The sequence below is a fragment of the Algoriella xinjiangensis genome, assembly GCF_900115015.1.
GTDB lineage: Bacteria > Bacteroidota > Bacteroidia > Flavobacteriales > Weeksellaceae > Empedobacter > Empedobacter xinjiangensis.
In genome coordinates, this window is the sequence record NZ_FOUZ01000002.1 from 156,024 (window position 1) to 181,609 (window position 25,586).

Annotated in this window: 21 protein-coding genes and 4 tRNA genes; 15 read left to right on the forward strand and 10 right to left on the reverse strand. The window is 31.2% G+C overall.

Annotated elements, in window-relative coordinates; all coding sequences use genetic code 11:
- Positions 1-161: 161 nt before the first annotated feature.
- From ileS to BM072_RS02315, 4 genes are all read left to right on the forward strand, one after another.
- A complete protein-coding gene (gene ileS, locus BM072_RS02300; protein WP_092906166.1) occupies positions 162-3,569 on the forward strand; it encodes an isoleucine--tRNA ligase in 3,408 nt (1,135 codons plus the stop codon).
- A gap of 4 nt (positions 3,570-3,573) precedes the next feature.
- On the forward strand, positions 3,574-3,960 hold the full coding sequence (locus tag BM072_RS02305) for a TraR/DksA family transcriptional regulator (protein WP_092906168.1): 387 nt from the start codon (positions 3,574-3,576) through the stop codon (positions 3,958-3,960).
- Positions 3,961-3,969: 9 nt separating this feature from the next.
- Positions 3,970-4,614, forward strand: coding sequence for a lipoprotein signal peptidase (locus tag BM072_RS02310; RefSeq protein ID WP_092906170.1), 645 nt, complete (start codon positions 3,970-3,972; stop codon positions 4,612-4,614).
- Between the two features lie 125 nt (positions 4,615-4,739).
- Positions 4,740-5,132 (forward strand): hypothetical protein, encoded by a 393-nt coding sequence (locus BM072_RS02315; RefSeq protein WP_092906172.1) that lies wholly within the window; start codon positions 4,740-4,742, stop codon positions 5,130-5,132.
- 47 nt (positions 5,133-5,179) lie between these two features.
- On the opposite strand, the gene BM072_RS02320 is transcribed toward BM072_RS02315, so the two are convergent.
- From BM072_RS02320 to BM072_RS02340, 5 genes are all read right to left on the reverse strand, one after another.
- Positions 5,180-5,254: transfer RNA gene (locus BM072_RS02320), tRNA-Val, on the reverse strand.
- A gap of 41 nt (positions 5,255-5,295) precedes the next feature.
- A tRNA-Val gene (locus tag BM072_RS02325) sits at positions 5,296-5,370 on the reverse strand.
- A gap of 41 nt (positions 5,371-5,411) precedes the next feature.
- A tRNA-Val gene (locus tag BM072_RS02330) sits at positions 5,412-5,486 on the reverse strand.
- Positions 5,487-5,527: 41 nt separating this feature from the next.
- Positions 5,528-5,602: transfer RNA gene (locus BM072_RS02335), tRNA-Val, on the reverse strand.
- A 125-nt stretch (positions 5,603-5,727) separates the two neighbouring features.
- Entirely contained in the window at positions 5,728-6,621 is an 894-nt protein-coding gene (locus tag BM072_RS02340; protein WP_177190243.1) for a lysylphosphatidylglycerol synthase transmembrane domain-containing protein, read from the reverse strand.
- A gap of 122 nt (positions 6,622-6,743) precedes the next feature.
- Here BM072_RS02340 and BM072_RS02345 point away from each other — a divergent pair, with 122 nt between their 5' ends.
- Genes BM072_RS02345 through BM072_RS02355 form a run of 3 tightly spaced genes read left to right on the forward strand, consistent with a single transcriptional unit; the run spans position 6,744 to position 8,936 of the window.
- On the forward strand, positions 6,744-7,544 hold the full coding sequence (locus BM072_RS02345) for an SDR family NAD(P)-dependent oxidoreductase (RefSeq protein ID WP_092906176.1): 801 nt from the start codon (positions 6,744-6,746) through the stop codon (positions 7,542-7,544).
- Position 7,545: 1 nt separating this feature from the next.
- The gene (locus tag BM072_RS02350) at positions 7,546-7,998 is read left to right on the forward strand and encodes a GNAT family N-acetyltransferase (RefSeq protein WP_092906178.1); all 453 of its coding nucleotides are present in this window, start codon (positions 7,546-7,548) and stop codon (positions 7,996-7,998) included.
- Positions 7,998-8,936, forward strand: coding sequence for a hypothetical protein (locus BM072_RS02355; protein ID WP_092906180.1), 939 nt, complete (start codon positions 7,998-8,000; stop codon positions 8,934-8,936). Before BM072_RS02350 ends, BM072_RS02355 begins: the two co-directional genes overlap by 1 nt.
- A 54-nt stretch (positions 8,937-8,990) precedes the next feature.
- Here BM072_RS02355 and BM072_RS02360 read toward each other — a convergent pair whose 3' ends face one another.
- From BM072_RS02360 to BM072_RS02370, 3 genes are read right to left on the reverse strand one after another with little or no spacing between them, the layout of a single operon-like run.
- Positions 8,991-9,878 carry a DMT family transporter gene (locus BM072_RS02360; RefSeq protein ID WP_092906182.1) on the reverse strand — a complete coding sequence of 296 codons (888 nt, stop codon included), beginning with the start codon at positions 9,876-9,878 and terminating at the stop codon, positions 8,991-8,993.
- A 56-nt stretch (positions 9,879-9,934) separates the two neighbouring features.
- Positions 9,935-10,489 (reverse strand): DNA-3-methyladenine glycosylase I, encoded by a 555-nt coding sequence (locus BM072_RS02365; RefSeq protein ID WP_092906184.1) that lies wholly within the window; start codon positions 10,487-10,489, stop codon positions 9,935-9,937.
- Between the two features lie 3 nt (positions 10,490-10,492).
- A complete protein-coding gene (locus BM072_RS02370; protein ID WP_092906186.1) occupies positions 10,493-12,496 on the reverse strand; it encodes a thioredoxin domain-containing protein in 2,004 nt (667 codons plus the stop codon).
- Between the two features lie 75 nt (positions 12,497-12,571).
- On the opposite strand from BM072_RS02370, the gene putP reads away from it, so the two are divergent.
- The 7 genes from putP (at position 12,572) to BM072_RS02405 (ending at position 21,688) form a co-directional block, all read left to right on the forward strand.
- The gene (putP, locus tag BM072_RS02375) at positions 12,572-14,071 is read left to right on the forward strand and encodes a sodium/proline symporter PutP (RefSeq protein WP_092906188.1); all 1,500 of its coding nucleotides are present in this window, start codon (positions 12,572-12,574) and stop codon (positions 14,069-14,071) included.
- Positions 14,072-14,267: 196 nt separating this feature from the next.
- Positions 14,268-16,055 (forward strand): DNA mismatch repair endonuclease MutL, encoded by a 1,788-nt coding sequence (gene mutL / locus BM072_RS02380; RefSeq protein ID WP_092906190.1) that lies wholly within the window; start codon positions 14,268-14,270, stop codon positions 16,053-16,055.
- A 10-nt stretch (positions 16,056-16,065) separates the two neighbouring features.
- Positions 16,066-16,824: a rhomboid family intramembrane serine protease gene (locus BM072_RS02385; RefSeq protein WP_092906192.1), complete on the forward strand. Its 759-nt coding sequence runs from the start codon at positions 16,066-16,068 to the stop codon at positions 16,822-16,824.
- Between the two features lie 4 nt (positions 16,825-16,828).
- Positions 16,829-17,713 (forward strand): rhomboid family intramembrane serine protease, encoded by an 885-nt coding sequence (locus BM072_RS02390; RefSeq protein WP_092906194.1) that lies wholly within the window; start codon positions 16,829-16,831, stop codon positions 17,711-17,713.
- A 1-nt stretch (position 17,714) separates the two neighbouring features.
- The gene (locus tag BM072_RS02395) at positions 17,715-18,752 is read left to right on the forward strand and encodes an endonuclease/exonuclease/phosphatase family protein (protein ID WP_245752029.1); all 1,038 of its coding nucleotides are present in this window, start codon (positions 17,715-17,717) and stop codon (positions 18,750-18,752) included.
- A 36-nt stretch (positions 18,753-18,788) separates the two neighbouring features.
- Complete coding sequence (locus BM072_RS02400) at positions 18,789-20,318, forward strand: helicase HerA-like domain-containing protein (RefSeq protein ID WP_092906198.1); 1,530 nt, start codon at positions 18,789-18,791, stop codon at positions 20,316-20,318.
- A 5-nt stretch (positions 20,319-20,323) separates the two neighbouring features.
- Positions 20,324-21,688, forward strand: coding sequence for an exonuclease domain-containing protein (locus tag BM072_RS02405; RefSeq protein WP_092906464.1), 1,365 nt, complete (start codon positions 20,324-20,326; stop codon positions 21,686-21,688).
- Between the two features lie 72 nt (positions 21,689-21,760).
- Here BM072_RS02405 and BM072_RS02410 read toward each other — a convergent pair whose 3' ends face one another.
- Both BM072_RS02410 and folK read right to left on the reverse strand, forming a co-directional pair.
- Positions 21,761-23,158 carry an OmpA family protein gene (locus tag BM072_RS02410; RefSeq protein ID WP_092906200.1) on the reverse strand — a complete coding sequence of 466 codons (1,398 nt, stop codon included), beginning with the start codon at positions 23,156-23,158 and terminating at the stop codon, positions 21,761-21,763.
- Between the two features lie 76 nt (positions 23,159-23,234).
- Positions 23,235-23,753, reverse strand: coding sequence for a 2-amino-4-hydroxy-6-hydroxymethyldihydropteridine diphosphokinase (gene folK, locus BM072_RS02415; protein ID WP_092906202.1), 519 nt, complete (start codon positions 23,751-23,753; stop codon positions 23,235-23,237).
- Between folK and sppA the strand changes: the two genes are divergently transcribed.
- On the forward strand, positions 23,674-25,443 hold the full coding sequence (gene sppA, locus BM072_RS02420; RefSeq protein WP_092906204.1) for a signal peptide peptidase SppA: 1,770 nt from the start codon (positions 23,674-23,676) through the stop codon (positions 25,441-25,443). The two genes, folK and sppA, sit on opposite strands and share 80 nt — an antisense overlap.
- Positions 25,444-25,586 lie beyond the last annotated feature (143 nt).

The window sequence follows — 25,586 nt, forward strand, 5'->3', positions numbered from 1 at the left end:
TAAAACACTTTAAACTATAAAAATAAATTGACTTATTTTTGCTCAATAATTGCGATAAATTTAAGCATTCTTAATATGATTTTAGTTGATATAGCTATAATTTTATATAAAAAATTCTTATATTCGCACTCCTTGATTTAGAAGAAATAAAGAAGAATACGATGGCAAATAAGTTTAAAGAATATAAGCATTTGGACTTGGTACAAGTTGCAAAAGAAACGCTAGAAGATTGGAAAGAAAATGAAGTTTTCGAGAAAAGTATTACATCTCGCGAAGGAAATGATACCTATGTTTTTTATGAAGGACCACCTTCTGCAAACGGAAAGCCTGGAATTCACCACGTATTAGCGCGTTCTATCAAAGATATTTTTTGTCGTTTTCAAACCTTAAAAGGAAAACAAGTTTTTCGTAAAGCGGGTTGGGATACGCACGGTTTACCAGTAGAATTGGGTACTGAAAAAGAATTAGGAATTACAAAAGAAGATATCGGAACTAAAATTTCGGTAGAAGAATATAACGAAGCGTGTAAACGTACGGTAATGCGTTACACTGATTTGTGGAATGACTTGACAGAAAAAATGGGATATTGGGTTGATATGAACGATCCATATATCACATACAAACCAAAATATATGGAGTCTGTTTGGTGGTTGTTAAAACAAATTTATGATAAGAATTTGTTGTACAAAGGCTACACAATTCAGCCATATTCGCCAAAAGCTGGTACAGGTTTATCTTCTCACGAATTAAATCAACCAGGAACATACCAAGATGTAACGGACACAACAATTGTTGCGCAGTTTAAAGTAAAGAAAGATTCTTCGGATTTATTTAAAGATTTTGATGGAGATGTATATTTCTTAGCTTGGACAACTACACCTTGGACTTTACCGTCTAATACTGCATTAACAGTAGGTTCTAAAATTGATTATGTTGTTGTAGAAACATTTAATCAATATACTTTCGAGCCGATTAAAGTTGTTTTAGGAAAACCATTGGTTGCAAAACAATTTACAAAACCATATTTCTTAGCAGAAACAGAAGAAGATTTCAAAGTTTTTGCAGCAGGAAACAAAACAATACCATACCGTATTTTAGCAGAATACAAAGGTGCAGATTTAGTAGGAACTCGTTACGAGCAATTATTGCCTTGGGCTTTACCATTTGAAGATGCTGAAAATGCATTTCAAGTAATTCCTGGTGATTTCGTAACAACAGAAGATGGTACAGGTATCGTACACACAGCACCAACTTTTGGAGCAGATGATGCAAAAGTTGCAAAAGATGCAGGTGTTCCACCAATGTTAGTTTTAGATGCAAACGGAAATGCAGTTCCATTAGTGGATTTACAAGGTCGTTTTGTAGCTTCAATTCCTGAAGGATTCGGAGGTAAATATGTAAAGAATGAATATTATGATGACGGTACAGCTCCAGAGAAATCTGTAGATGTAGAAATCGCAATTTTATTAAAAGAGCGTAATCAAGCCTTCAAAGTAGAAAAATACAAACACAGTTATCCACATTGTTGGCGAACTGACAAACCAATTTTATATTATCCATTAGATTCTTGGTTTATCAAAGTGACGGACGTAAAAGACCGTATGGTTGAATTGAACAAAGAAATTAACTGGAAACCGAAAGCTACAGGTGAAGGTCGTTTCGGAAATTGGTTAGAAAACGCAAATGATTGGAATTTATCTCGTTCTCGTTATTGGGGAATTCCTTTACCAATTTGGCGCACAGAAGAAGGTGACGAAGAAATTATCATCGGTTCTGTAGAAGAATTAGTTGCAGAAATAGAGAAATCTGTTGCAGCTGGTGTTCAGGCGGTAAATCCTTTCAAAGATTTTCAAGTAGGAAATATGACAGAAGAAAACTATGATTTAATTGATTTACACAAAAATGTTGTCGATGAAATTACATTAGTTTCTGCATCTGGAAAACCAATGAAACGCGAATCTGATTTGATTGATGTTTGGTTTGATTCTGGAGCAATGCCTTATGCACAAGTACATTATCCGTTCGAGAATAAAGAATTAATCGATAGTGGGAAAATGTATCCTGCTGATTTTATTGCAGAAGGTGTCGATCAAACACGTGGTTGGTTTTATACTTTACACGCAATCGGAACGTTAGTTTTTGACTCTAAAGCGTATAAAAACGTAATGTCTAACGGTTTAGTGTTAGATAAAAACGGGCAAAAAATGTCGAAACGTTTGGGTAATGCAGTTGATCCTTTCGAGACATTGGCAACTTATGGTCCTGATGCTACGCGTTGGTACATGATAGCGAATGCGCAACCATGGGAAAACTTAAAATTTGATATTTCGGGAGTAGACGAAGTTCGTCGTAAATTCTTCGGAACATTATACAATACCTATTCATTTTTCTCTTTATATGCCAATGTAGACGGATTTACATTTGCTGAAGAAGAAATTCCAGTAAACGAAAGAGCTGAATTAGATCAATGGATTATTTCTGAATTAAATACATTAACAAATAAAGTTGATGCATTTTTATTGGATTATGAACCAACAAAAGCAGCACGTGCAATACAAGAATTTGTAATTGATAATTTATCAAACTGGCACATACGTTTATCAAGAAGACGTTTCTGGAAAGGAGATTATTCAAAAGATAAAATTGGCGCTTACCAAACATTGTACACCGTTTTAGAAACAGTTGCAATTTTAGCTTCGCCAATTGCACCATTTTTTATGGATCGTTTATACAAAGATTTAAACGCAGCTACAGGTAAAAATGCAGCAGAATCTGTGCATTTAGCAGATTTTCCTAAAGTTGATGAATCTTTGATTAATGAATCTTTACAAGAGCAAACACATTTGGCGCAAACGGCAACAAGTATGATTTTGTCACTACGTAAATTAAGTGATAATAAAGTTCGTCAACCATTACAAAAAGTAATGATACCGGTGTTGAATGATGCAATGAAAAATAATTTAGAAGCAGTTTCTGAATTATTAAAACAAGAGGTTAACGTAAAAGAAATTCAATTATTAACAAACGAAGAAGCATCAAGTCTTTTAATCAAAAGTATCAAGCCTAATTTCAAGACATTAGGTCCAAAATACGGAAAAGAAATGAAGGCTATTTCGGCTGCTACAGCTTTGTTGACGAATGAAGAAATTGTTAAATTAGAGCAATCAAGTAAAATTGATTTGGAAATTGACAACAAAACATTAACTTTAGATTTAGAAGATTTTGAAATCGCTACAAAAGACATTCCAGGCTGGACTGTTGCATCTAATTCTATCTTAACGGTAGCGCTTGATTTACAATTAACTGAGGAGTTAATAAATGAAGGTGTTGCACGAGAATTAGTAAATAGAATTCAAAATCTGAGAAAAGAAACTGGATTAGAAGTAACTGACAAGATTAAACTTATATTAAAAAATGATGAATCAATCGTAAAAGCGGTCAATCAAAACAAAGAATATATTTGTTCTGAAACATTAACAGATGAACTTGTTTTACAAGCAGAAGTTGAGAATGGAGCAGAGGTTGATATTAATGGATTGATGACGCAAATTGCGATAATAAAATTGTAAGCGTATGGCAACTACAGAAGAAAAAATAAGATACTCTGATAAAGAGTTAGAGGAGTTTAAGATATTAATTCAAAATAAATTAGACCAAGCAATTAAAGATTATGATCTTTTAAAAGAAGCTTATACAAACGATAGTAATAATGGAACTGATGATACATCGCCAACATTTAAAGCGTTTGAAGAAGGTTCTGAAACAATGTCTAAAGAGCAAAATGCACAATTAGCAGCGCGTCAAGATAAATTTATTCGTGACCTTAAAAATGCATTAATTCGTATCGAAAATAAAACATACGGAATTTGCCGTGTTACAGGAAAATTGATAAATAAAGACCGTTTAAAATTAGTTCCGCATGCTACATTAAGTATCGAAGCTAAAAACATGCAACGTTAAAAACATATTTTGAAGAAAGTAGTACTCATTACCTTTTTGGTATTAATTATCGATCAAATTTCAAAATTTTATGTCAAAACCCACTTTTTTTTGGGCGAAGATGTAGACGTTTTAGGATGGTTTAAAATAGCCTTTGTAGAAAATCCAGGAATGGCCTACGGGATGCATTTTGGAGGAGAAACAGGTAAAATAATTTTATCCCTTCTGCGTATTGTATTGATTGGAGCGATTATTTACTACATTAATACATGGTCAAAAAAATTAAAAAATAATTATTTCATTATTCCAATTGCGCTTGTATTAGCAGGTGCAATTGGTAATGTAATTGATGGAATTTTTTATGGTGTAATCTTCGATAAAGGAACCACTTTTAGTCCAATGTTTCAGGATTGGGTAGGTTATCAAGGAGTTGCTAAAGCAGATTTTACAGGTTATTCAGGCTGGTTTACAGGTTGTGTGGTAGATATGCTTTACTTTCCAATTGTCGAGTTTGATTGGCCTACTTGGTTACCAATAGTAGGAGGGCAGCATTATAAGTTTTTTCAGCCGGTATTTAATGTCGCAGATTCAGCAATATTTGTAGGAGGATTAAGTTTATTTATTTTCCGCAGAAAAGCCTTTACAAGCGAAGACGGCGTAAGATTAAGATTTTAATAAAATATAGAAACCGATAACTTATTAGTTGTCGGTTTTTTTAAATCGTATTTATAAAGATGAATTGATTTATAAAGATGATCTAAAGCTAATAAAAAGAGAGTTTGTAATAATATATTATCTAAATGAATAAATACTTTATTAAAAATCAATTAATAATTACTTTGTTTTTTGCCGCTTTATCGGCTTATTTAATTAAAAATTATATTGATAATTCAGAAAATTTAAATCATAACAATAAGAAAGAAATTGTAATATCAGAAAAGAACTGCGGTATTCATAACGGAGCGTATTCTATCTCATTTTTATATAATGATAAAAGATATAATAGTAAAATTTTAGGTGATCAATGTTTAGATTTGAAGATTGGAGATAAGTATGAATTATTTTATTTTAAAAAAAATGATGAATTTGTAGATTATCATTCCTTCAAACATAGTAAAAAAGGGATTATATTTTCTGTGATTATTTTTATCTTATCATTGATGCCTTATAAATATATATTCATTAAAAAATAACATAAACAAAAAACTCCTTTCAAATAATTGAAAGGAGTTTTTTATTGTGGTCCCTACTGGATTCGAACCAGTGACCCCCTGCTTGTAAGGCAGGTGCTCTGAACCAACTGAGCTAAGAGACCTTTTTAGAATTTTATTTGAAAGACTTTCTATTGTCTTTATGTGGTCCCTACTGGATTCGAACCAGTGACCCCCTGCTTGTAAGGCAGGTGCTCTGAACCAACTGAGCTAAGAGACCTTTTTAGAATTTTATTTGAAAGACTTTCTATTGTCTTTATGTGGTCCCTACTGGATTCGAACCAGTGACCCCCTGCTTGTAAGGCAGGTGCTCTGAACCAACTGAGCTAAGAGACCTTTTTAGAATTTTATTTGAAAGACTTTCTATTGTCTTTATGTGGTCCCTACTGGATTCGAACCAGTGACCCCCTGCTTGTAAGGCAGGTGCTCTGAACCAACTGAGCTAAGAGACCTTCGTAATTGGATTGCAAATATAGGGTTGTTTTTGAAAAATCCAAACAGTTGAAACGAAAAAAATTAAATAAAATTTAATGTTAAGACTTAACTGTTTTCTATTCAAATAAATAATTTTGATAATTTAAAAAGAAATATTGGTCTTTTTCTTCTTCTCTTCAATTTTTACACCTTTAAACAAATAAATAATTCCGATAAAAGAGATAGAAATCGTAATAATAGAGAAAATAAATGCAGCACTTGTTGCTAAAGTTTCATCAAAATTGAAACGATGTGCCGCATACATAAAAACAGCTTCTCTAATTCCGAATCCACTAAAAGATATAATTGATAAAATTCCTGATACTAAAAAGATTAATAAATAAATACTGAAATTATCTGGATGAATATTTAATCCTTCTAAAACAAAATACAACATGCCAACTTGTATTAATTGCAAGACGATTGAATAAATCATCGAGTTATAAAATGTTTTTTTATGAATAGGAAAAAATCGACCTAAAATTAACGGAACAGCTACAAAACCGATTAAAGAAACCGCCAACGAACCATATTGTACAATTGGATAATCGGTTAGATTAGATAGAAAAATTAAAAAGACAATTATTAATATCATCGAAAATAATCCAATAATTTTGTCTAAAAATACAGCTTGCGAAATTTCTTTTAAACTGATTTTATAGTTTTTATTTAGTACATAAACTTTATAGGCATCGCCACCAATTCCGCCAGGAACAAAGGTGTTGTAAAACATGCCGAGAAAATATAATCGTGCATTTGATTTGTACGAAAGATCAAGATTTATATCTCTAAAATAATAATCTAACCTAAAAATAGACAATGCTTGCGAAGCAACATACAACACAACAGCTATAAAAATATAAAACCAATTGGCATTTTTATAATGACTGAAAATATCAAAAATATGTAGCTTAACGAAAAATATATAATAGATTAAAACTAAACTTATCGTCAGTTTTATTCCCGTTATGATGTATTTTTTAGTTTTTGGATTCAAATTAATTTTCTTAAAAAATCAGCTACAAATTTATATAAACTTCTATTATGCTTTCAAAAAAATATTAATGTTCAGAAATTTGGTTGATATTCCTTAATTTTGTCGTCTAATTTATATGCATAATGCAATCAAAAGTTATTGTAATTACAGGCTCTTCTTCGGGAGTTGGCTTAACGTTGGCAAATTATTTTCACGAAAAAGGTCATCAAGTTTTTGGATTATCAAGAACGGCTAAAGGTCAAGAAAAGTTTAAACATATACCAACAGATGTTTCGGATAAAGAAAATGTACAGCGTACTTTTCAACAAATATTAAACGAAACAAATAATCAAATTGATGTATTAATTAATAATGCAGGAATTGGAATGTTAGGCGCTGTAGAAGATGCAACAAAAGCCGATATTGAGAAATTGTTGGACGTAAATGTTTACGGGACAATTTATACTATGCAAGAGGTTTTGCCAGTGATGCGTAAACAAGGTTTTGGGTATATTTTGAATGTTTCATCTATTGCAAGCAACAATGGTTTGCCGTTTAGAGGTTATTATTCGGCGTCTAAAGCGATGATTGATCGTTTGATAGAATCTACACGTTTAGAAAACAGAAATACGGGAATTGAGATTACAACGCTTAATTTTGGAGATATAAAAACCAATATTGCGGAAGGTCGTGTAAAAACATTTGTTTCTAAATTTTACCAAGCCAAATATGATGCAATGGTTGCGGATATTGACCACGAGGTAGAAGATGGAACACCACCAGAAGATTTAATTCCGATAATTGAGGGAATTATGAATCAAAAAGGATTGAAACCACATTATTATATTGGAAAATCGATGCAAAAATTTTCGGTTACATTAAAAAATATTTTACCTCAGAAAATGTTCGAAAACATTATTGCTAAATACTCTAAATTAGATTAAAATGGAAGAAATTGTTTGGCATTATAAGGCATTTGATGATTTAACTGCAAAAGAATTGTATAAAATTATTCAGCTTCGTAATGAAGTTTTTGTGATAGAACAAGATTGCATTTATCAAGATTGCGATGGTAAAGATTTGGTTTGTGGGCATCTTTGGGCAACTGTTGATGGCGAAGTTGCAGCATATTCTAGAATTGTACCAAAAGGTTTTTCTTATGAAAATGAACCTTCAATAGGTCGTGTAATTTCGAATCAAAAATTTAGACGATTTGGATTTGGAAAACAGTTGATGAAAAATTCGATTCAAGTTATCGAAAATCAATTTAAAACATCAGCTATCCGAATTTCTGCACAAGCTTATCTCAAAGAATTTTATTCGTCTTTTGGATTTGAACAAGTTTCGGATGAATATTTAGAAGATGATATTCCACATATCGAAATGTTGAGAAAATAATGAAACAACTAAAATGGTTTTTAATTTTCCTTTTTACAGTTTTTATAGTTGCTGTTTTGTTGGATATTTATTATTCGAATCAACTAAAAAAAATAGCTTTATTTAGCGGTGAAGTTCAGGAATGGAATCAAATAAAAGAAGGAAAAACAAAAACTGATTTAGCTATTTTTGGTTCTTCGAGAGCATTTATACAAATCAATCCTGAAATTTTAGAGAAAGAATTAAACGTGAATTCGTATAATTTTGGGTTGAATGGTAGTAAATTTAAAATGCAATTTTATCGCTTCAATTTATATTTAAAGCATAATCCAAAACCAAAAATGGTGGTTTGGAATTTAGATACTTTTTCTTTTTCACATATCGACGAAGTTTTTCAGCCCAATCAATATGTGCCATTTATGTTGTGGAATCGTGATTTGTATACTTCGCTAAAAGAATATAAAGATACCAATAGTTGGGATTTTATTTTGCCGTTGTATCGTTATCGCTATCAAGATTATTGGCAAGATCAAATTGCGCGAGCAAAAAAAGAAGAAGTACACAAAGATGGATTATTTCGCGATGAAGGTTTTAAATCGTATGATAGAAAATGGAATGTAAATTGGTCGAAATTAGAAAAGAAAAAATCTAATTTTGATTTCAATGTTTATCCATTATTAGAAGAATTGATAAAGCGTTGCGAAAAAGAAAATATAAAATTGGTGTTTACAATTGCGCCAGAATATATAAAAGGACAAGATTATATGTTGAATAGAAAAGAAGTGATTAGCCGCTATCAGCAGACTTTAGATAAAAATAATTTACCTTTATTAGATTATTCACATGATTCTATTAGTTGTCAGCAAAAATATTTTTACAATACAACTCACATGAATTTTAAAGGTGCGGATGCTTTTACAAAACAACTTTCGCAGGATTTGAAGAAGTATATAGAATAAAAAAAATCCACTCAATTGAGTGGATTTTTTTATTTCATTTAAAGCTGAAATTAATTACACAACTTCAATATTTTTATCTTTTTTCTGCGTCAAATAAACGCCAGATAATATCATTGCGAAACCAACAAGGTGCATCCATGTAATTTTTTCTCCAACCATAAAACCCCAAAATACAGAAATAATAGGCATCAAATAGGTTACCATAGACGCAAACATAGAACCTGTTGCTTGTATTAATTTGTAAAATAAAATCATGGCCAAAGCAGTTCCCATTAAACCAAGAATTGCTACAAAACCTAAACTTTTTATTTGTTCTGGTGTACCTTGATATACATCAAAAAAGCCCGAAAAATAAAGTATAATTAAGGATGGGGCTAACCATATTGTAAACAAAGCAGATGATAATTGAAATGATGGAACATCGTTTAAATAACGTGTCAAAATCAAACTATTTAAACCATATAATGCAGTTGCTAAAACAATTAATAAACAATGCATCAAGCTATTTTCGCCAGAAAAACCATCGCCACCAATCAATAAAACTGCTCCGAAAAAGCCGATGATAGCACCAATTATTTGATTTTTAGTTCCTTTTATATTAAACAAAAGTGCGCCAAATAATAAAATAAATAATGGAACCAATGAGTCTAAAATTCCAGCCATAGAGCTAGTAACGTGTGTTTGCGCCATCGGAAACAAAAACATCGGAATAAAATTCCCGCAAAATCCTGCTAATGCAACATAAGGTAATTTTTTACGTGGAATTTTAAATAAACTCGGAATTCCCCAAATGGCTAAAACTCCTCCTGCAATAGATAAACGTAATGCTCCGACTTGGTATGGCGTGTAAGAGACTAATCCTTGTTTGATTAGGATGAATGAGCTTCCCCATGTCAACGCTAAAATGCCAAGAATAATCCAATATTTTAATTCGATTTTCATGTACGATAATTTTGCGCAAAGATGAGAAAGTTCAGTCGAAAAACAAACAAAAATGTTTACTTACAAAAACAATCTTTTGTATGATCATTTACCATTCCAGTTGCTTGCATATGAGCGTAAATAGTTGTCGAACCAAAGAATTTGAATCCAATTTTCTTTAAATCTTTTGCTATTTGATCAGAAATTTCTGTAGTTGCAGGAACTTCTTTTATCGAATTCCAATTATTTACAATTGGTTGATGATTAACATATTTCCAAATAAAATTAGAGAATGATTCATGTTCTTTTTGAAGTTCTATAAACAGTTTTGCGTTATTAATCGCTGCATTTATTTTTCCTCTATGACGAATAATTCCTTCGTCCAGAACAAGTTTTTCTACATCATCTTCAGTAAAATTTGCAATTTTTTCTACGTCAAAATTTGCAAAAGCTTTTCTAAAATTTTCTCTCTTTTTGAGAATTGTAATCCAACTTAATCCTGCCTGAAAAGATTCTAAAACTAAAAATTCAAACAAAATTTTATCATCATATACAGGTTTTCCCCATTCGTTATCGTGATAATCAATGTATATTTGGTCTTTTCCTACCCAAGCACAACGTGTATTTTCCATAAGTTATAATTTTTTTAAAGCGTCAATTACCGAATAAGTTGGAATTTGACATGTGTAATTTTCGCAAATATGTACAGCCGTTTTATTTTCTTCTAAACGATTTTTTGTGATTTCTAAAGTTTCATTTTCCGAAGCAATTCGTACAGAATTTGGAAGATAATAATTATTCATTTCTTTTAAATAATTTTTAGCTTCTTTTCCTACAATTACAATTTCTTTGAACGGATAACTAAAATTCAAATATAAATTGATCCAATTGGTGAATCCAGTTGGATGATCAAAAATTTTATCTTCAACATTTGCTAACATTTGTTGCGCTTGCTCCGTATAATCTTGACGATTTAAAATTTTACCAAGTTTAAATAAATTATTCGCCATTATTGAGTTTGAAGATGAAATGACATTATCATAAATCTCAAATGTTTCATTAACCAAAGGTGTGTCGTAATGCGATTTGTACGCAAACATTTTGTTTTTATGATTATAGAATTGATTAAAAACTTCTTGTGTTATTTTATCAGCAGTTTCGATGTAGTTTAAAGTCGAAGTTGTTTCAAAAAGTTTGATTAAAGCTTCAATAATCAACGCATAATCATCTAAAAAACCAGCAATTGTAGTTTGATTGTCTTTGTAATTTCGGAACAATGTTTCGCCGTTCCATTGATTTTTTAAAATAAAACTGATTGCATTTTCGGCTAATTGCAAATATTCATCATTACTAAAAGTTTGATGCGCATCACAAAGTCCAGTAATTACCAAAGCATTCCACGAAGTCAATACTTTTTCATCACGATGAGGTTTTATTCTTTTTTCTCGAATCGGATTAAGTGTATTTTTCCATTTTATTACAATAGATTTTAATTCTTCGAGCGACAAATTATTTTTCTCCGCAAAATCTTCGTCATCCGATAATCGCATCAAAATATTATTTCCGTGTTCCCATTCGCCAAATTCATCAACTTGGTAATATTTCTGAAATAAAGTAAAATCATCTTTCAAAATTTCTTTTAATTCGGCTGATTTCCAAACATAATATTTTCCTTCTTCTTTTTCAGAATCCGCATCAATTGCCGCATAAAAAACATTTTCGGGCGAAAGCATTTCATCTTTCAACCAATTTATTGTTTCATCAACAACCGTTTTATATTCGTCTTCTTTAAAAACTTTGTATCCGTTTGAATAAAGTGAAAGCAATTGACCATTGTCGTACAGCATTTTCTCGAAGTGTGGAACTTTCCAATACGGATCGACAGAATATCGTGAAAATCCGCCTTTTAATTGGTCGTAAATTCCACCAAAAGCCATTCTATCTAACGTGATTTTAGATTGAATTAAACATTCTTCGTTCTTCGTTTCAAATCCAAAACGTAAAATAGTTTGCCACGCATTTGGTAACATAAATTTTGGAGCACGATTAAAACCACCCCATTCATCATCAAATTGTTGTTGCCAAAATTCAAATGTTTCATTGATTTTATCTTGAGAAAAATTTTGTGCAGATTTCAATTCAATTGTCTCCATTTTTGTTAAACCTTCGGCCAAAGAATTCACATATTCTAAGGTTTTATCAGAATGATGATGATACATTTGATTGATATTTTGCAATAATTCTATCCATTGTTCTTTCGGAAAATATGTTCCGCCATAAAAAGGACGACCGTCAGGCAAAGCAAAAACATTAAGCGGCCAACCACCTGATTGATGAATTAATTGAACAACATTCATATACAAAGCGTCTAAATCTGGGCGTTCTTCGCGGTCAATTTTTATGCAAACAAAATATTCATTCATCACTTTTGCAACTTCTTCATTCTCGAAAGATTGATGTTCCATCACATGACACCAATGGCAAGCCGAATATCCAATAGAAATTAAAAGTGGTTTGTTTGTTTCTTGTGCATATTCTAGTACATCATCACTCCAACTTTGCCACCAAACAGGATTGTTTTCGTGTTGTTTTAGGTAAGGGCTTGTTGCTAATTTTAGATTATTTTGTTGAAAATTCATGTGTTCAATTTAAAAAAATAAAGTTCGTACAAATTCAGTTGTTGAAAAAGTTTATCTTCGAAAAAAAATTAAAACATGAATTTTTACGAATTAATTTCAATTGGAACTTATATGGCGTTGATGATAGGAATTGGAATTTATTCTTATAGAAAATCGACAAACAATTCAGAAGATTTCTTAATTGGTGGCCGTAAAATGGGAGCTGCTGTAACGGCGCTTTCTGCGGGAGCTGCTGATATGAGTGGTTGGCTGTTGATGGGCGTTCCTGGTGCAATGTATTTTACTGGACTTTCTAGTATTTGGATTGCGATAGGTTTAACAACAGGTTGTTTCTTAAACTATATTTTTGTTGCACCGCGATTGCGTGTGTACACAGAAGTTGCAAATAACTCGATTACATTACCTGTGTTTTTTGAGAATCGTTACAAAGACAAAACTCGTTTATTACGAATCGTTTCATCCATCTTTATTTTAGTATTCTTTACATTGTATACTTCTGCTGGAATGGTTTCTGGAGGAAAATTATTTGAATCTGCTTTTGGATTAGATTATATGACAGGACTTTGGATGACAAGTTTTGTAGTTGTTTTATATACTTTTTTAGGTGGATTTTTAGCAGTTAGTTTAACTGATTTTGTACAAGGTACAATTATGGTTTTGGCATTGGTTATTGTACCAATTGTTGCAATTTCTGAAATTGGAAGTGTAAGCGAAACCGTTTCGTTGATTAATCAAAAAGGAGATAATTATTTAGATTTATTTAAAGGAACAACGGCAATTAGTATTTTATCGTTGATGGCTTGGGGATTAGGATATTGTGGACAACCGCATATTTTGGTTCGTTTTATGGCGATTGGAAAAGCATCTGATTTAAAAAAAGCAAGAAATATCGGAATTACATGGATGATTTTTACTGTAGGAGGAGCTTTGCTTGTTGGTTTAGTTGGAATTGCTTACATGATGAAATTTGATCACACAACAATGGCAATTTTTGATGGTTCTAAAACAGAATCTGAAACAATTTTTATTTACTTTTCTAGAATATTATTTCATCCATTAATTGGAGGTTTCTTATTATCTGCAATTTTAGCAGCTGTAATGAGTACTATTTCCTCACAACTTTTGGTAACATCAAGTTCATTAACAGAAGATATTTATAAAGCATATTTAAACAAAGATGCAACACCAAAACAATTGTTAACAGCTAGCCGTTTATCGGTTTTAATTGTTGCAATTATTGCTGTTTTATTATCATTAACACCAAAAGATAGTATTTTGAATTTGGTTGGTAATGCTTGGGCAGGATTTGGTGCGGCTTTCGGACCATTGGTAGTTTTCTCTTTATTCTGGAAAAAAACAACTTGGCAAGGTGCTTTAGCAGGGATGTTAGTTGGTGGTGGAGTTGTTTTGGCTTGGGTTTACATCAACCATTCTTACAAAGATTGGTACGAAATGATTCCTGGTTTTGTGTCTTCAGTTATCGTGATTTATGTTGTATCACTTTTAACTCAAAAACCAAATAAAGAAATTGATAAAGAGTTTGACGAAGTAAAAGAAATTGTAAAAAACTATTAATCTTTAATAATAAATATACAGTTCAATATTACGTGTAATTAGACGTAATATTGAACGTATAATTTATCAATCAAAAACCTGAAAATGTTGATAAGTTTCACTTATTCAAGTTAGGGTAAAAAGGGAGATTTCTTTGTATATTTGTAAAGTTTGATTTTTAAAATCAACCAAAATTAAATCCAATTTAGACAAAAAAATGAGTGATATTATCCAGTTACTGCCAGATCACGTAGCCAATCAAATTGCAGCAGGAGAAGTGGTTCAGCGACCAGCTTCTGTTATAAAAGAGTTGATTGAAAATGCGGTAGATTCTGGTGCAACTTCTATTCAAATCATTGTAAAAGATGCCGGAAGAAGTTTAATTCAGGTGATTGATAATGGTTCTGGAATGAGTGTGACAGATGCCCGAATGGCATTTGAGCGTCATGCAACTTCTAAAATTAGAACAACAGAAGATATTTACAATATACATACAAAAGGTTTTCGTGGAGAGGCTTTGGCTTCTATTGCCGCAGTTGCGCAAGTGGAAACGAAAACGAGAAAAGAGACCGATGAGGTTGGTTCGCAATTGGTGATAGAAGGTGGAGAAGTTCGCAATCAAGATCCTGTTGTAACAGCTGTCGGAACATCTATTTCTGTTAAAAATCTTTTTTATAATGTTCCTGCCCGCCGAAATTTCTTAAAATCAAATCAAGTCGAATTTCGTCATATTCAAGATGAATTTCAACGTGTAGCAATGGCGCACGAAAACATTAGTTTTTATTTGCACCATAATGATGCCGAGATTTATCATTTAAAAGCAGGAAATCTTAAACAACGTATTGCACAAATTTTTGGTAAAAAACTAAGTTCTCAAATTATTTCTGTGGACGAGGATACCGAAATTGTAAAAGTAAATGGATTTGTTGGAAAACCAGAAGCAGCCAAAAAATCGCGCGGCGAACAGTTTTTCTTTGTTAATAATCGTTTTATTAGAAGTGGTTATTTGCACAATGCAATTGCCGATGCGTTTGACAGTTTATTGCCTGCGGGTTATAGTCCGTCTTATTTTTTATATTTAGAAATAGATCCGTCCAAAATAGATATTAACATTCATCCAACTAAAACTGAGATTAAGTTTGAGGACGAAGCGTTAATTTTTACAATTTTACGTGCAGCTGTAAAACATGCTTTGGGACAATTTAATGTGATTCCTTCGTTAGATTTTGAACAAGATCCAAACTGGGCATTTATACCGTCTGCAACTAATGAAACGGAAATTAAAATGCCAGAAATTACGGTAGATTCTAGTTTTAATCCGTTTGAACATCATCAATCTCGCTCACCAAAACCATCTGATATAAAAGCAAATTTTGATTTTTATAATGATGCAGTTGAGTTAGAAATAGAAAATAATCATGCGCATCAGTTGTTTGAATCTGAAGAAATTCAGCCAGAAAATTTTGATGTTATTCAATGGATGAATCAATTTTTGATTGTAGAATTTCGTGGAGAATTGTTAATTATAGATCAACACAGAGCGCATCAAAAAATATTGTTTGAGAAATTTATTCGTTCTAATAACGGAAGTGCATTGGTACAACAAATGCTTTTTCCGATTGAGTTAGAATTGTCTCCAAATGATCGTCAAAAGTTAGTAAATGTAGAACATCAATTGTTAAGTTTTGGTTTTGATATTTCGTTAGATGAGGAAGTTATTCAGATAAACGCGATTCCAGTAGAAGTACAACAAGAGGATGTAGTGGCTGTTTTTATGGATTTTATTGAAGAATTGGATTACCAAGATTCGGTAGAATTAGACAAAACATTTGCGAAGATTTTAGCAAAAAATGCGGCTGTAAAAAAAGGTGTTGGATTAAAAACAGAGCAAATGCAAACTTTGGTAGAAGAATTGCTAAAGCTACCAAATCCAAATTATACGCCGTATGGGCGATCAATTTTTGTACAAATGAATACATCGGAAATTAAAAAAATATTACAATAATACGTAACCTATGGGACCATCATTACCGCCAATTACAAAGAATTTAATCATTATAAATGTGCTTTTTTATTTTGCAACAATTGTGTTTCAAATAGAAGATATTGATTTAAGTGTTTTTTTAGGTGCATATTATCCAGAATCTCCAAACTTTAAAATTTGGGAAATCTTGACGCACATGTTTATGCATGCAAGCTATCCAAATATTTCGCATATTTTGTTTAATATGTTTGCTTTGTGGATGTTTGGTTCTGCTGTAGAACAAACTTTTGGACCGAAGAAATTTCTTATTATGTATTTCTTAGCTGGTTTTGGAGGTTTTATATTGTTTAATTTGGCGAATTATTTTCAGATTCAACCATTAAAAGAAGCAATTGTAGCGCAAGGATTTTCGTTAGATGAAATATACACTTATTCGAAATTAAATGTACACGGAGCATTGTATAATTTGCCCGAAAATTTTAGATCGACGCAAGAAGTTATTGATTTAATTAATTTTTATAGAACACCAATGGTTGGTGCTTCTGGAGCCATTTATGGTTTGCTGGTTGCATTTGCTGTTTTATTTCCTGATGCAAAATTGGCGTTGATATTTTTTCCAGTTCCAATCAAAGCAAAATATTTTATTCCAATTATGATTGGTGTTGAGTTGTTTATGGGCGTTCAAAATTATTCGTGGAATAACGTTGCACATTTTGCACATTTAGGTGGAGGATTAATCGGGTTTTTATTAGCCAAAAGTTGGAAGAAAAATTTATATAGAAGAAATTAGCCCTATGGTGAACAATGTTTTAGATGAATTAAAATTAAAATATACAAAAGGAAATAGCGCAACAAAATTGATTTATATCAATGTTGTTGTGTTTTTTACTTTATTAATTATAGATTTTGTTTTAAGAAATTTACTTAAATCTCCCATTACAACGGCAGATTTATTTGCACTTTCGTCTACACAAGAATTACTTTATAAACCATGGCAAATAATCACGTATTCGTGGTTGCATGGTAGCCTTTTTCATTTGTTAATGAATATGGTTTTATTGTACTTTGTAGGACAAATGTTTTTGCAACAATTTCAGAACCGAAATTTTTATACGTTTTATTTTTTTGGAGGAATTTTTGGAGGAATTTTCTTTCTACTTTTTCAAAATATATTTAATTATTCACATTTATTGGTTGGCGCATCGGCGGCTGTTTATGCAGTGTTTTTTGCGTTGATTGCTTACAATCCTAAAATGCCAGTTCGTTTGATGTTTATACCTTCGGCGTTTCCTTTGTTGTACGTTGGCTATGTTTTTATAGCTTTTGATGTTTACAATATTATTAGTGATCAAAATGCTGGCGGAAGTATTTCGCATTTGGGCGGCGCTTTATTTGGTTATCTTTATATGAAACAATTTGAAAAAGGAAATGATTTTTTAGGTAAATTTATTTTTCAGATTGAAGGATTATTTAAGAAAAGAGAAAAATCGACTTTTAAAACCTATAAAAACACATCATCAACTAACAATCAAAGTGTTCCGAGAGATGACTACGATTTTAATCATCTTAAAGTTGAAAAACAGAAAAAGATTGATACAATTTTAGATAAAATCTCGCGTTCGGGTTACGAAAGCTTGTCTAAAGAAGAGAAAGATTTTCTATTTAAAGAAGGAAGATAAAATGAGTATTTACAGTAAGTTTAAGCTAAATTATTTTAATCGCTTAGTACTAATAGTTAACATTGTTGTACTATTGGTGGCTTATTGTGTGTATTTAAATCAAGTTTTTACACCGTCAGAAATTCCGTATTTAAACTTTATTTCGATTGGTTTTCCAATTATTTTTGTCATTTTATTGCTATTTCTAGCATATTGGCTATTTTTTAGTTGGCGTCATTTTTTTGTGATTTTAGTTCTTACAGCAGGATTAATTTATCCTATTTATCTGTCTTATCCATTGTTTCAGTTCAATAAAGTAAAAGATACAACTTCAGATTTATCTGTTTTGACGTATAATGTACATGGTTTTAAAGAAGAAGGAACAAAAGAATTATTGATTGATAATAAAGCTGATATTATGCTTTTGCAAGAAGCAAGAGAAGGTCAGCAAAAAAGATTAAAAAACAACGATTTTAAAGATTATTATGTTGAGTTTTATGATTTGTTGACGTTTTACAGCAAATATCCAATCATCGAAACTAACGAAATAAAAGTAGAAGATTCAGAACTTAACGGTGAAGCTGCTTATGCTGATATTGATTTAGGAAATGATACAATTCGCGTAATAAATGTTTATTTAGAGCCAATGTACATCGACAAAGCATTGGTAAAAGATATTATTGAGTCTGATAATACGCAACAAGCAGAAATTTCGAGTAGAAAAGTGGAGCTGAAATTGGTAAAAGGAATGCAAAAACATCAAAAACAATTAGATGCAATAAAACCTTTTATCAGTAAATCGCGTTATCCTGTAATTTTAGGAACAGATTTAAATTCGACTCCAGCATCTTACGAATATCAATATTTAAATGATTATTTATACGACTCTTTTATAGCAGTTGGAAAAGGAAATGCAACAACTTTTCATGGATTTAAATTCCCGATTCGTATCGATTATTTATTTCATTCAAAACACTTTAAACCTGTAGAAGGAAAAGTTATTCGAAAAAAATTCTCAGATCATTATCCAGTTAGCGTAAAGTATAAGATTTCTGAATAATAATTATTATATTTATTTTATTAATCCAATTAGAAAATGAGTCAAAAAGATAGTTTTATTCAAGAAATGCAATCGCGCTATTCGTACAAAAACGACAAAATTGTTTTAGGAAAAGCTAAGTTTGAAGGCGAAATAGTAGAAGAAGTGGAAATAGCGATCGCATTAAAAACTATGAATCGACACGGATTAATTGGTGGAGCTACAGGAACAGGAAAAACAAAATCATTACAAATTATTGCCGAGCAACTTTCATTAAAAAGTGTTCCGACATTATTAATGGATATAAAAGGTGATTTATCTGGAATTGGAGCTGCGGCAAATGCTTCGGATAAAAATGCAGTAGATCGTATGAGTGCATTAAATTTGCCATTCGACCCACAAGCTTCACCTGTTGAATTATTGTCTATTTCTGGAGAACCAGGCGTAAGATTACGTGCGACTGTAGAAGATTTTGGACCAATATTATTTAGTAAAATATTAGAATTGAATGAAACACAAGAAAGTATCATTTCAATTATTTTTAAATACTGCGAAGACAAAAAATTACCATTAATAGATTTAGAAGATATTCGCCGCGTATTGCAGTATGTTACAGATTCTGCCGTTGGTAAAGAAGAATTAAACTCTAATTATGGTACAATTGCGCCAGCTTCTTTAGGTGCAATTCTAAGAAAAATTGTAGGATTAGAACAACAAGGTGCATCTAAATTTTTTGGAGAACCAAGTTTTGATGTACAAGATTTATTGAAAATAGAAGACGGAAAAGGAATTGTAAATATTATTCGTTTGGTTGATATACAAAATCAACCCAATTTATTTTCAACTTTTATGTTGAGTTTATTGAATAAAATTTATTCTGAATTTCCCGAAGCTGGAGATTCGGATAAACCAAAGTTGGTTATTTTTATTGATGAAGCCCATTTGATTTTTAAGGAAGCAACAAAAGCTTTGTTAAGTCAAATTGAAACAATGGTAAAATTAATTCGTTCTAAGGGAGTTGGTTTATATTTTGTAACCCAAGTTCCGGGCGATGTTCCAGATGCGGTTTTGAGTCAATTAGGGCTTAAAATTCAGCATGCATTAAGGGGTTTTACAGCAAAAGATCGTAAAGAAATTACAAAAGCAATCGAAAATTATCCGACAACAACATATTATAAAGCGGATGAAGTAATTACGCAATTAGGTATTGGAGAAGCTTTTGTGACGGCTTTAGATGAAAAAGGAATCCCGACTCCATTGGCATACACGTATATGCGTGCGCCAAATTCGCGAATGGACGTTTTGACAAATGAAGAGATTAATTCAATCGTTTCAAATTCATCTTTAGTTAAAAAATACGATCAGAATATTGATAGACAAACGGCAAATGAAATTTTGTCGCAAGAATTAGAGCAACAAAAAAATATAGAGAAACCTGTAAGTAGAACAACTTCTTCTCGATCAGCACCAAGAGAGCAAGATTGGACGGATAATAAAATGGTTCGGGACGTTAGCCGTACGGCAACGCGTAAGTTGATTGATTGGGGAATGAAGATTTTAATGAACGTTTTAAAAGGAAAAAAATAAGGCAAGTGTACGCAATTTTAGACATAGAGGCGACTGGCGGAAAAGTAGGAGAGGAATCAGTTATAGAAATTGCTGTTTACAAATATGATGGAAAAGAAATTGTAGATCAGTTTATTTCGTTGGTTAACCCAGAAAGAAAGATAGATTATTACGTTCAGAAATTAACTCATATTACCGACAAAATGGTGCGAACTGCACCTAAATTTCACGAAATAGCAAAGCGAATTGTAGAAATAACAGATGATTGTATTTTGGTTGGACATAATGTAATGTTTGATTATAGAATGTTGCGCCAAGAGTTTGAACGATTAGGTTACAATTTTGAGAAAGAATGGATTGATACGTTTGAATATAGTGAAAAGTTAATTCCAAATTTACCATCATATTCTTTAGGTAAGTTGTGCGAATCTTTGGGAATTATAGTTACAGATAGACATCGCGCTTCTGGAGATGCGAGAGCAACTGTTTCTTTATTTAAAATGTTATTGGATAAAGACACAGAGAAAATAATTTCGAAGAAAACAGGTTTACAACAGCCAAAGAAAACCCATTCTAAATACCAAAAATTATTAGATAATTTACCCAATTCGGTAGGTGTTTTTTACTTGTATAATAGTCGAAAACAACTTATTTATATTAGTAGGAGCAATAATATTGCGCAAACTATTAATCATATTTTTACTTCAAAAACGTTAAAAGCAAATAAGTTAAAACGTTATACGCGATCAATAAAGTTTGAAGAAACAGGAAGTGGTTTTTTAGCAGCAATTAAAGAAAATAATGAAGTGCTTAAAAATCAACCTATGTATAATAATAGATTGGTTGAGAATAAAGTGTATCCTTATGGACTTTATTATTTGGAATCGAAAAGAGGTTATTCGCGATTAGAAATTGGTAAATTAAGAAAAGTTGAACCAGTTCTTAAATTTAAAACGAAGGAAAGAGCGAAAGAGGTTTTAGAAAAGATTTTACACGATTATCAACTTTGCTTGCAGGTAAATGCAGGAATTAAATCGGAAGAATCTTGTTTTCAATATAAGGTAAACGAATGTAATGGTGCTTGTATAAAAGAAGAAGCCAAAGAAGTTTATAATCAACGAATCGAAGATTTTATTAAAACAACAGAATATCCAGCACCAACTTTTTTAATTCTTGATAAAGGAAGAAAAGGCATTGAAAAATCTTTTTATTTAATAGAAGACAATCAATTTAAAGGATATGGTTATTTTGAATATCATCATCAAATAAAAACATTGGAAATGATTAATCATATTTTAATTCCAATTGAAGAGACAGATGAGATTAAAAATATGTTGAAGTATTTTTTATATAAAACTTCATCTCACCAAAATCAAATAGTAATTTTATAATTATTTTTTTAAATTTAAGCATAAAAAAAGTCGGTTATATTAACCGACTTTTTTGTTTTATATGAAATGAAATTATTTAATTTCTTTAAATACAACACGTCTATTTTCTAAGTTTTTCCAAGCTGGACAGTTTGTAACAGGATTACATTCTGGCCATTTTAAATCAGATTTACCTTTACCAATAGATGATAGTTTTGTAGTGTCAACACCTTTGTTAGCTAAATAACGAACAACAGAAGCAGCACGTCTATCAGATAGTTTTTGGTTATAATCTACACCACCAGCAGCATCAGTATGACCTTCTACTACGAATTTGAAATCAGGATTTGCTAATAAAACTTCAGCAGCATGATTTAATTTATCGTAAGATTGCTCCCTAATACGATCAGAGTTGTAGTCAAATTCAATACCTTCTAAATACGCATTAATTCTTGTTGCAACATCTTCACCAGAAATTCTTACTAATTTCTCAGGACAACCACCATTTGTTGGAGGACCAGGAATTGTAGGACATTTATCTTCAGAATCTGGAACACCATCACCATCAGAATCTAATGAACATCCAGAACCGTCTACACGAATTCCTTCTGGTGTATCAAGACATTTATCCCATTGGTCACAAACACCATCTTTATCAGCATCAATACATTCAAAAGGAGTTGGAGGAACAACAGTAGGTCTATTTAATGGAGAGTTCCATTGTAAAGCTTCTTTATGTTTTCCAATTTTATAATGTACTCCTAAAGAAAAAGTAAGCATATTGTCATCACGACCTTCTTCTGCATCAGCAGCAGTCCAATAACCAATCTCTGGTTTTCCCGAGCCATCAAACTCTTCGTCACCAGACATTACATACATTCCTTTAAATTCTAAATCAAATTTATCATTTAATTTATAGCGTACTCCTGCTCCTACCTGAGCAAAAACAGATTTATCAGCTAGTTTTTGGTCAGTAACTAATGAGTAATCATTGTTAGATCCGTAATAATGATTTCTGTAAGCTTTATAACCTAAGATACCTGCACCTGCATATAAATGCATAGCCCATTTAAATTCAGTTTTATTGTCAACTCTTCTTAATAAATTAGAAGCGTTAATATCTACTAAAGCAGATATACCAGTATATTCTGTTTTTCCATGAGTTTTACCTTGGTATGCATTTCCCCAGGGTGTATTGTCATATATAGTACCTTTTTGTCTAGTTTTACCCATTTGGTATTGTAAACTTAATCCAAATGCATGACTAATTTGTTTATTTACCTGGAATTGAAAGTCATAACCAGGTGTCATATATCCACCCCACCATGATGAAAGATCAGAGTTTTGAATTAAACTAGTCCCTGCAAAAGCTGAGATAGACCAATCATTGAATTCTTTTTTACTGTTGTTAAAAGGTTTTTCATCGTACGAGTTCTGGGCAGACACAGTCGTGAGTGACCCAAGAATTAATAAATATAAAAGTTTTTTCATAGGTTAAAATTATTTTTATAACGAATATAAAGCATAATTAATATTTTACAAAACTAACAAATTAATAATTAATATTTTAATAAAAATATAAACTTTTAATAAAGCTTCGAGAGTAATTTTGAGGATGTGGTATTTTTAAACGATTAGAATCAATTATTATACTATTAAAGTACAAGATGTCAATGTCTATAAGTCGATCAACATATAATTCGTTTTCTAATGGTTGAGAATACATTCTTCCCATCATAATTTCAATATCTTTTACTTTTTTAAGAACTTCAAAAGGAGAAAGTTGAGAAATTATTTCAATTTTTTGATTTAAAAATAAATTTTCTGTTGTAAATCCTTCTGCTTTGTTTTCTAGTAAGTTAGATTCTTTTTTTATCTCTCCAATCTCATTTTTAATATGGTTTTTGGCACTTTCTAAATTGTTAAATTTATTTCCTAGGTTTGTACCTAGTAACAAAATGATAGTATTTGTCGACATATCTGGCAAAAGTAATAATATTTTAGAAATGAAGAACTTTTTAGGGAGAGTATTCTCTACAATTATAGGAAACCTATTAACGATTGGTGTATTTTTTGGAATTATCATCGTTTTAATATTTGTTTCAGCACTTTCTTCACCCTCAAAGAGTGTGAAAAGTGGATCGGTTTTAGAAATTTCGTTAGAAGAACCAATTATGGAAAGCGAAATGGATCGTTCGGTTTCATTATTTGATATGTCAGAAGAACCAGAAATTTTTCTTTCGGACATTATTCGTTCAATAGAAGAAGCGAAAAATGATGAGAATATCAAGGGAATTAGTTTAAAATTAGATAAGTTTTCTGGTGGAGCGACGCAAGCAACAGATATCAGAAATGCTTTGGAAGATTTTAAGAAATCAGGAAAATTTGTTTACGCTTATTCAAATTCGGGTAGTCAATTGTCATATTATTTAAATTCGGTTGCGGATCAAATCTACCAAAATCCATTAGGCGGAACTTTAATTCAAGGTTTAAGCTCTAATATTATGTTTTATAAAAATGCAGGAGATAAATATGGTGTAGATTTTCAAGTAATTCGTCACGGACAGTTTAAAAGTGCGGTTGAGCCTTATTTTAGAACAAATATGTCGGATGAAAATCGTTTGCAATTAACTGAATTATTAGGAGATGTTTGGGGAAATGTTGCTGGAACAATTTCTAAATCACGAAAAATTTCTCCAGAACAATTTAATTTAATTACGGATAGTTTGTATTCTTTTATACCAGAAGTAGGGAAAGAGCATAAAATATATGATGTTGTAGCACAAGAAAATGAATATCAACAAATGTTATTCAAAAAACTAGAATTAACAGCAGATAAATCAAAAACAGATTTTGAAGTTTTAGATAAGCATACTATTAAAATTGAAGATTATTACAGCACATTATCAGAAAAATCTGAAAAAGATAAAATTGCAGTTTTATATGCATCTGGAACAATAACAGAAGGAGATGGATTTGATGGAATACAATCAAAAACATACGTAGAAGCAATTCGTAAAATTGGAGAAAATGATAAAATAAAAGCATTGGTTTTACGTGTAAATTCGCCAGGAGGAAGTGCAAATGCTTCGGATGAAATTTTATTTGAACTTGCTCAGCTTAAAACAAAAATGCCGATTGTCGTTTCTTTTGGTGATGTAGCCGCTTCGGGAGGTTATTATATTGCGCAAGTTTCGGACAAGATTTATGCACAACCTAATACAATTACAGGTTCTATTGGTGTTTTCGGAATGATTCCTAACGCGCAAAAATTATTCAATAACGTAGGATTAAATTTTGACGGTGTTAAAACAAATGCCAATGCAGATCAATTAAAATCATTAACTACGCCTTTATCAGCAACGGCAGAAAGTACAATGCAAAAATCGGTTGTGATGATTTATAGTCGTTTTGTAAATCATGTAGCTAAAAACAGAAAATTAAGTTTTGAGCAAGTTGATAAAATTGGAGAAGGACGTGTTTGGTCTGGAACTAAAGCAAAACAAATTGGATTGATTGATGATTTTGGAAGTTTAGATGTTGCGATAAAAGAAGCAGCACGTTTAGCAAAAATCGATAAATATTCAACAGAAAATTATCCAAAACGAAAAGATTCTTTTGAAGAAATGATGGATAAATTACAAGGTAAAAACGTAGAAATGAAATTGGCACAAGAACTAGGTTCAGATGGTGTTAAAATTTACAAAGAAATCAAACTTATAAATCAACAAAAAGGCGTGCAACTAAGAATGCCGTACGATATAGAAATTCAGTAAAAATCATAAAAAAGGGTTAAAAAAATTTTAACCCTTTTTTATTATTAAAAACTTACTACTTTAGTAAAAAATTTAGTTGATTATTGTTAATATAACTTTTATAATCATCTAAATTTATCTTACTTTTGTACATTCATTTTTTT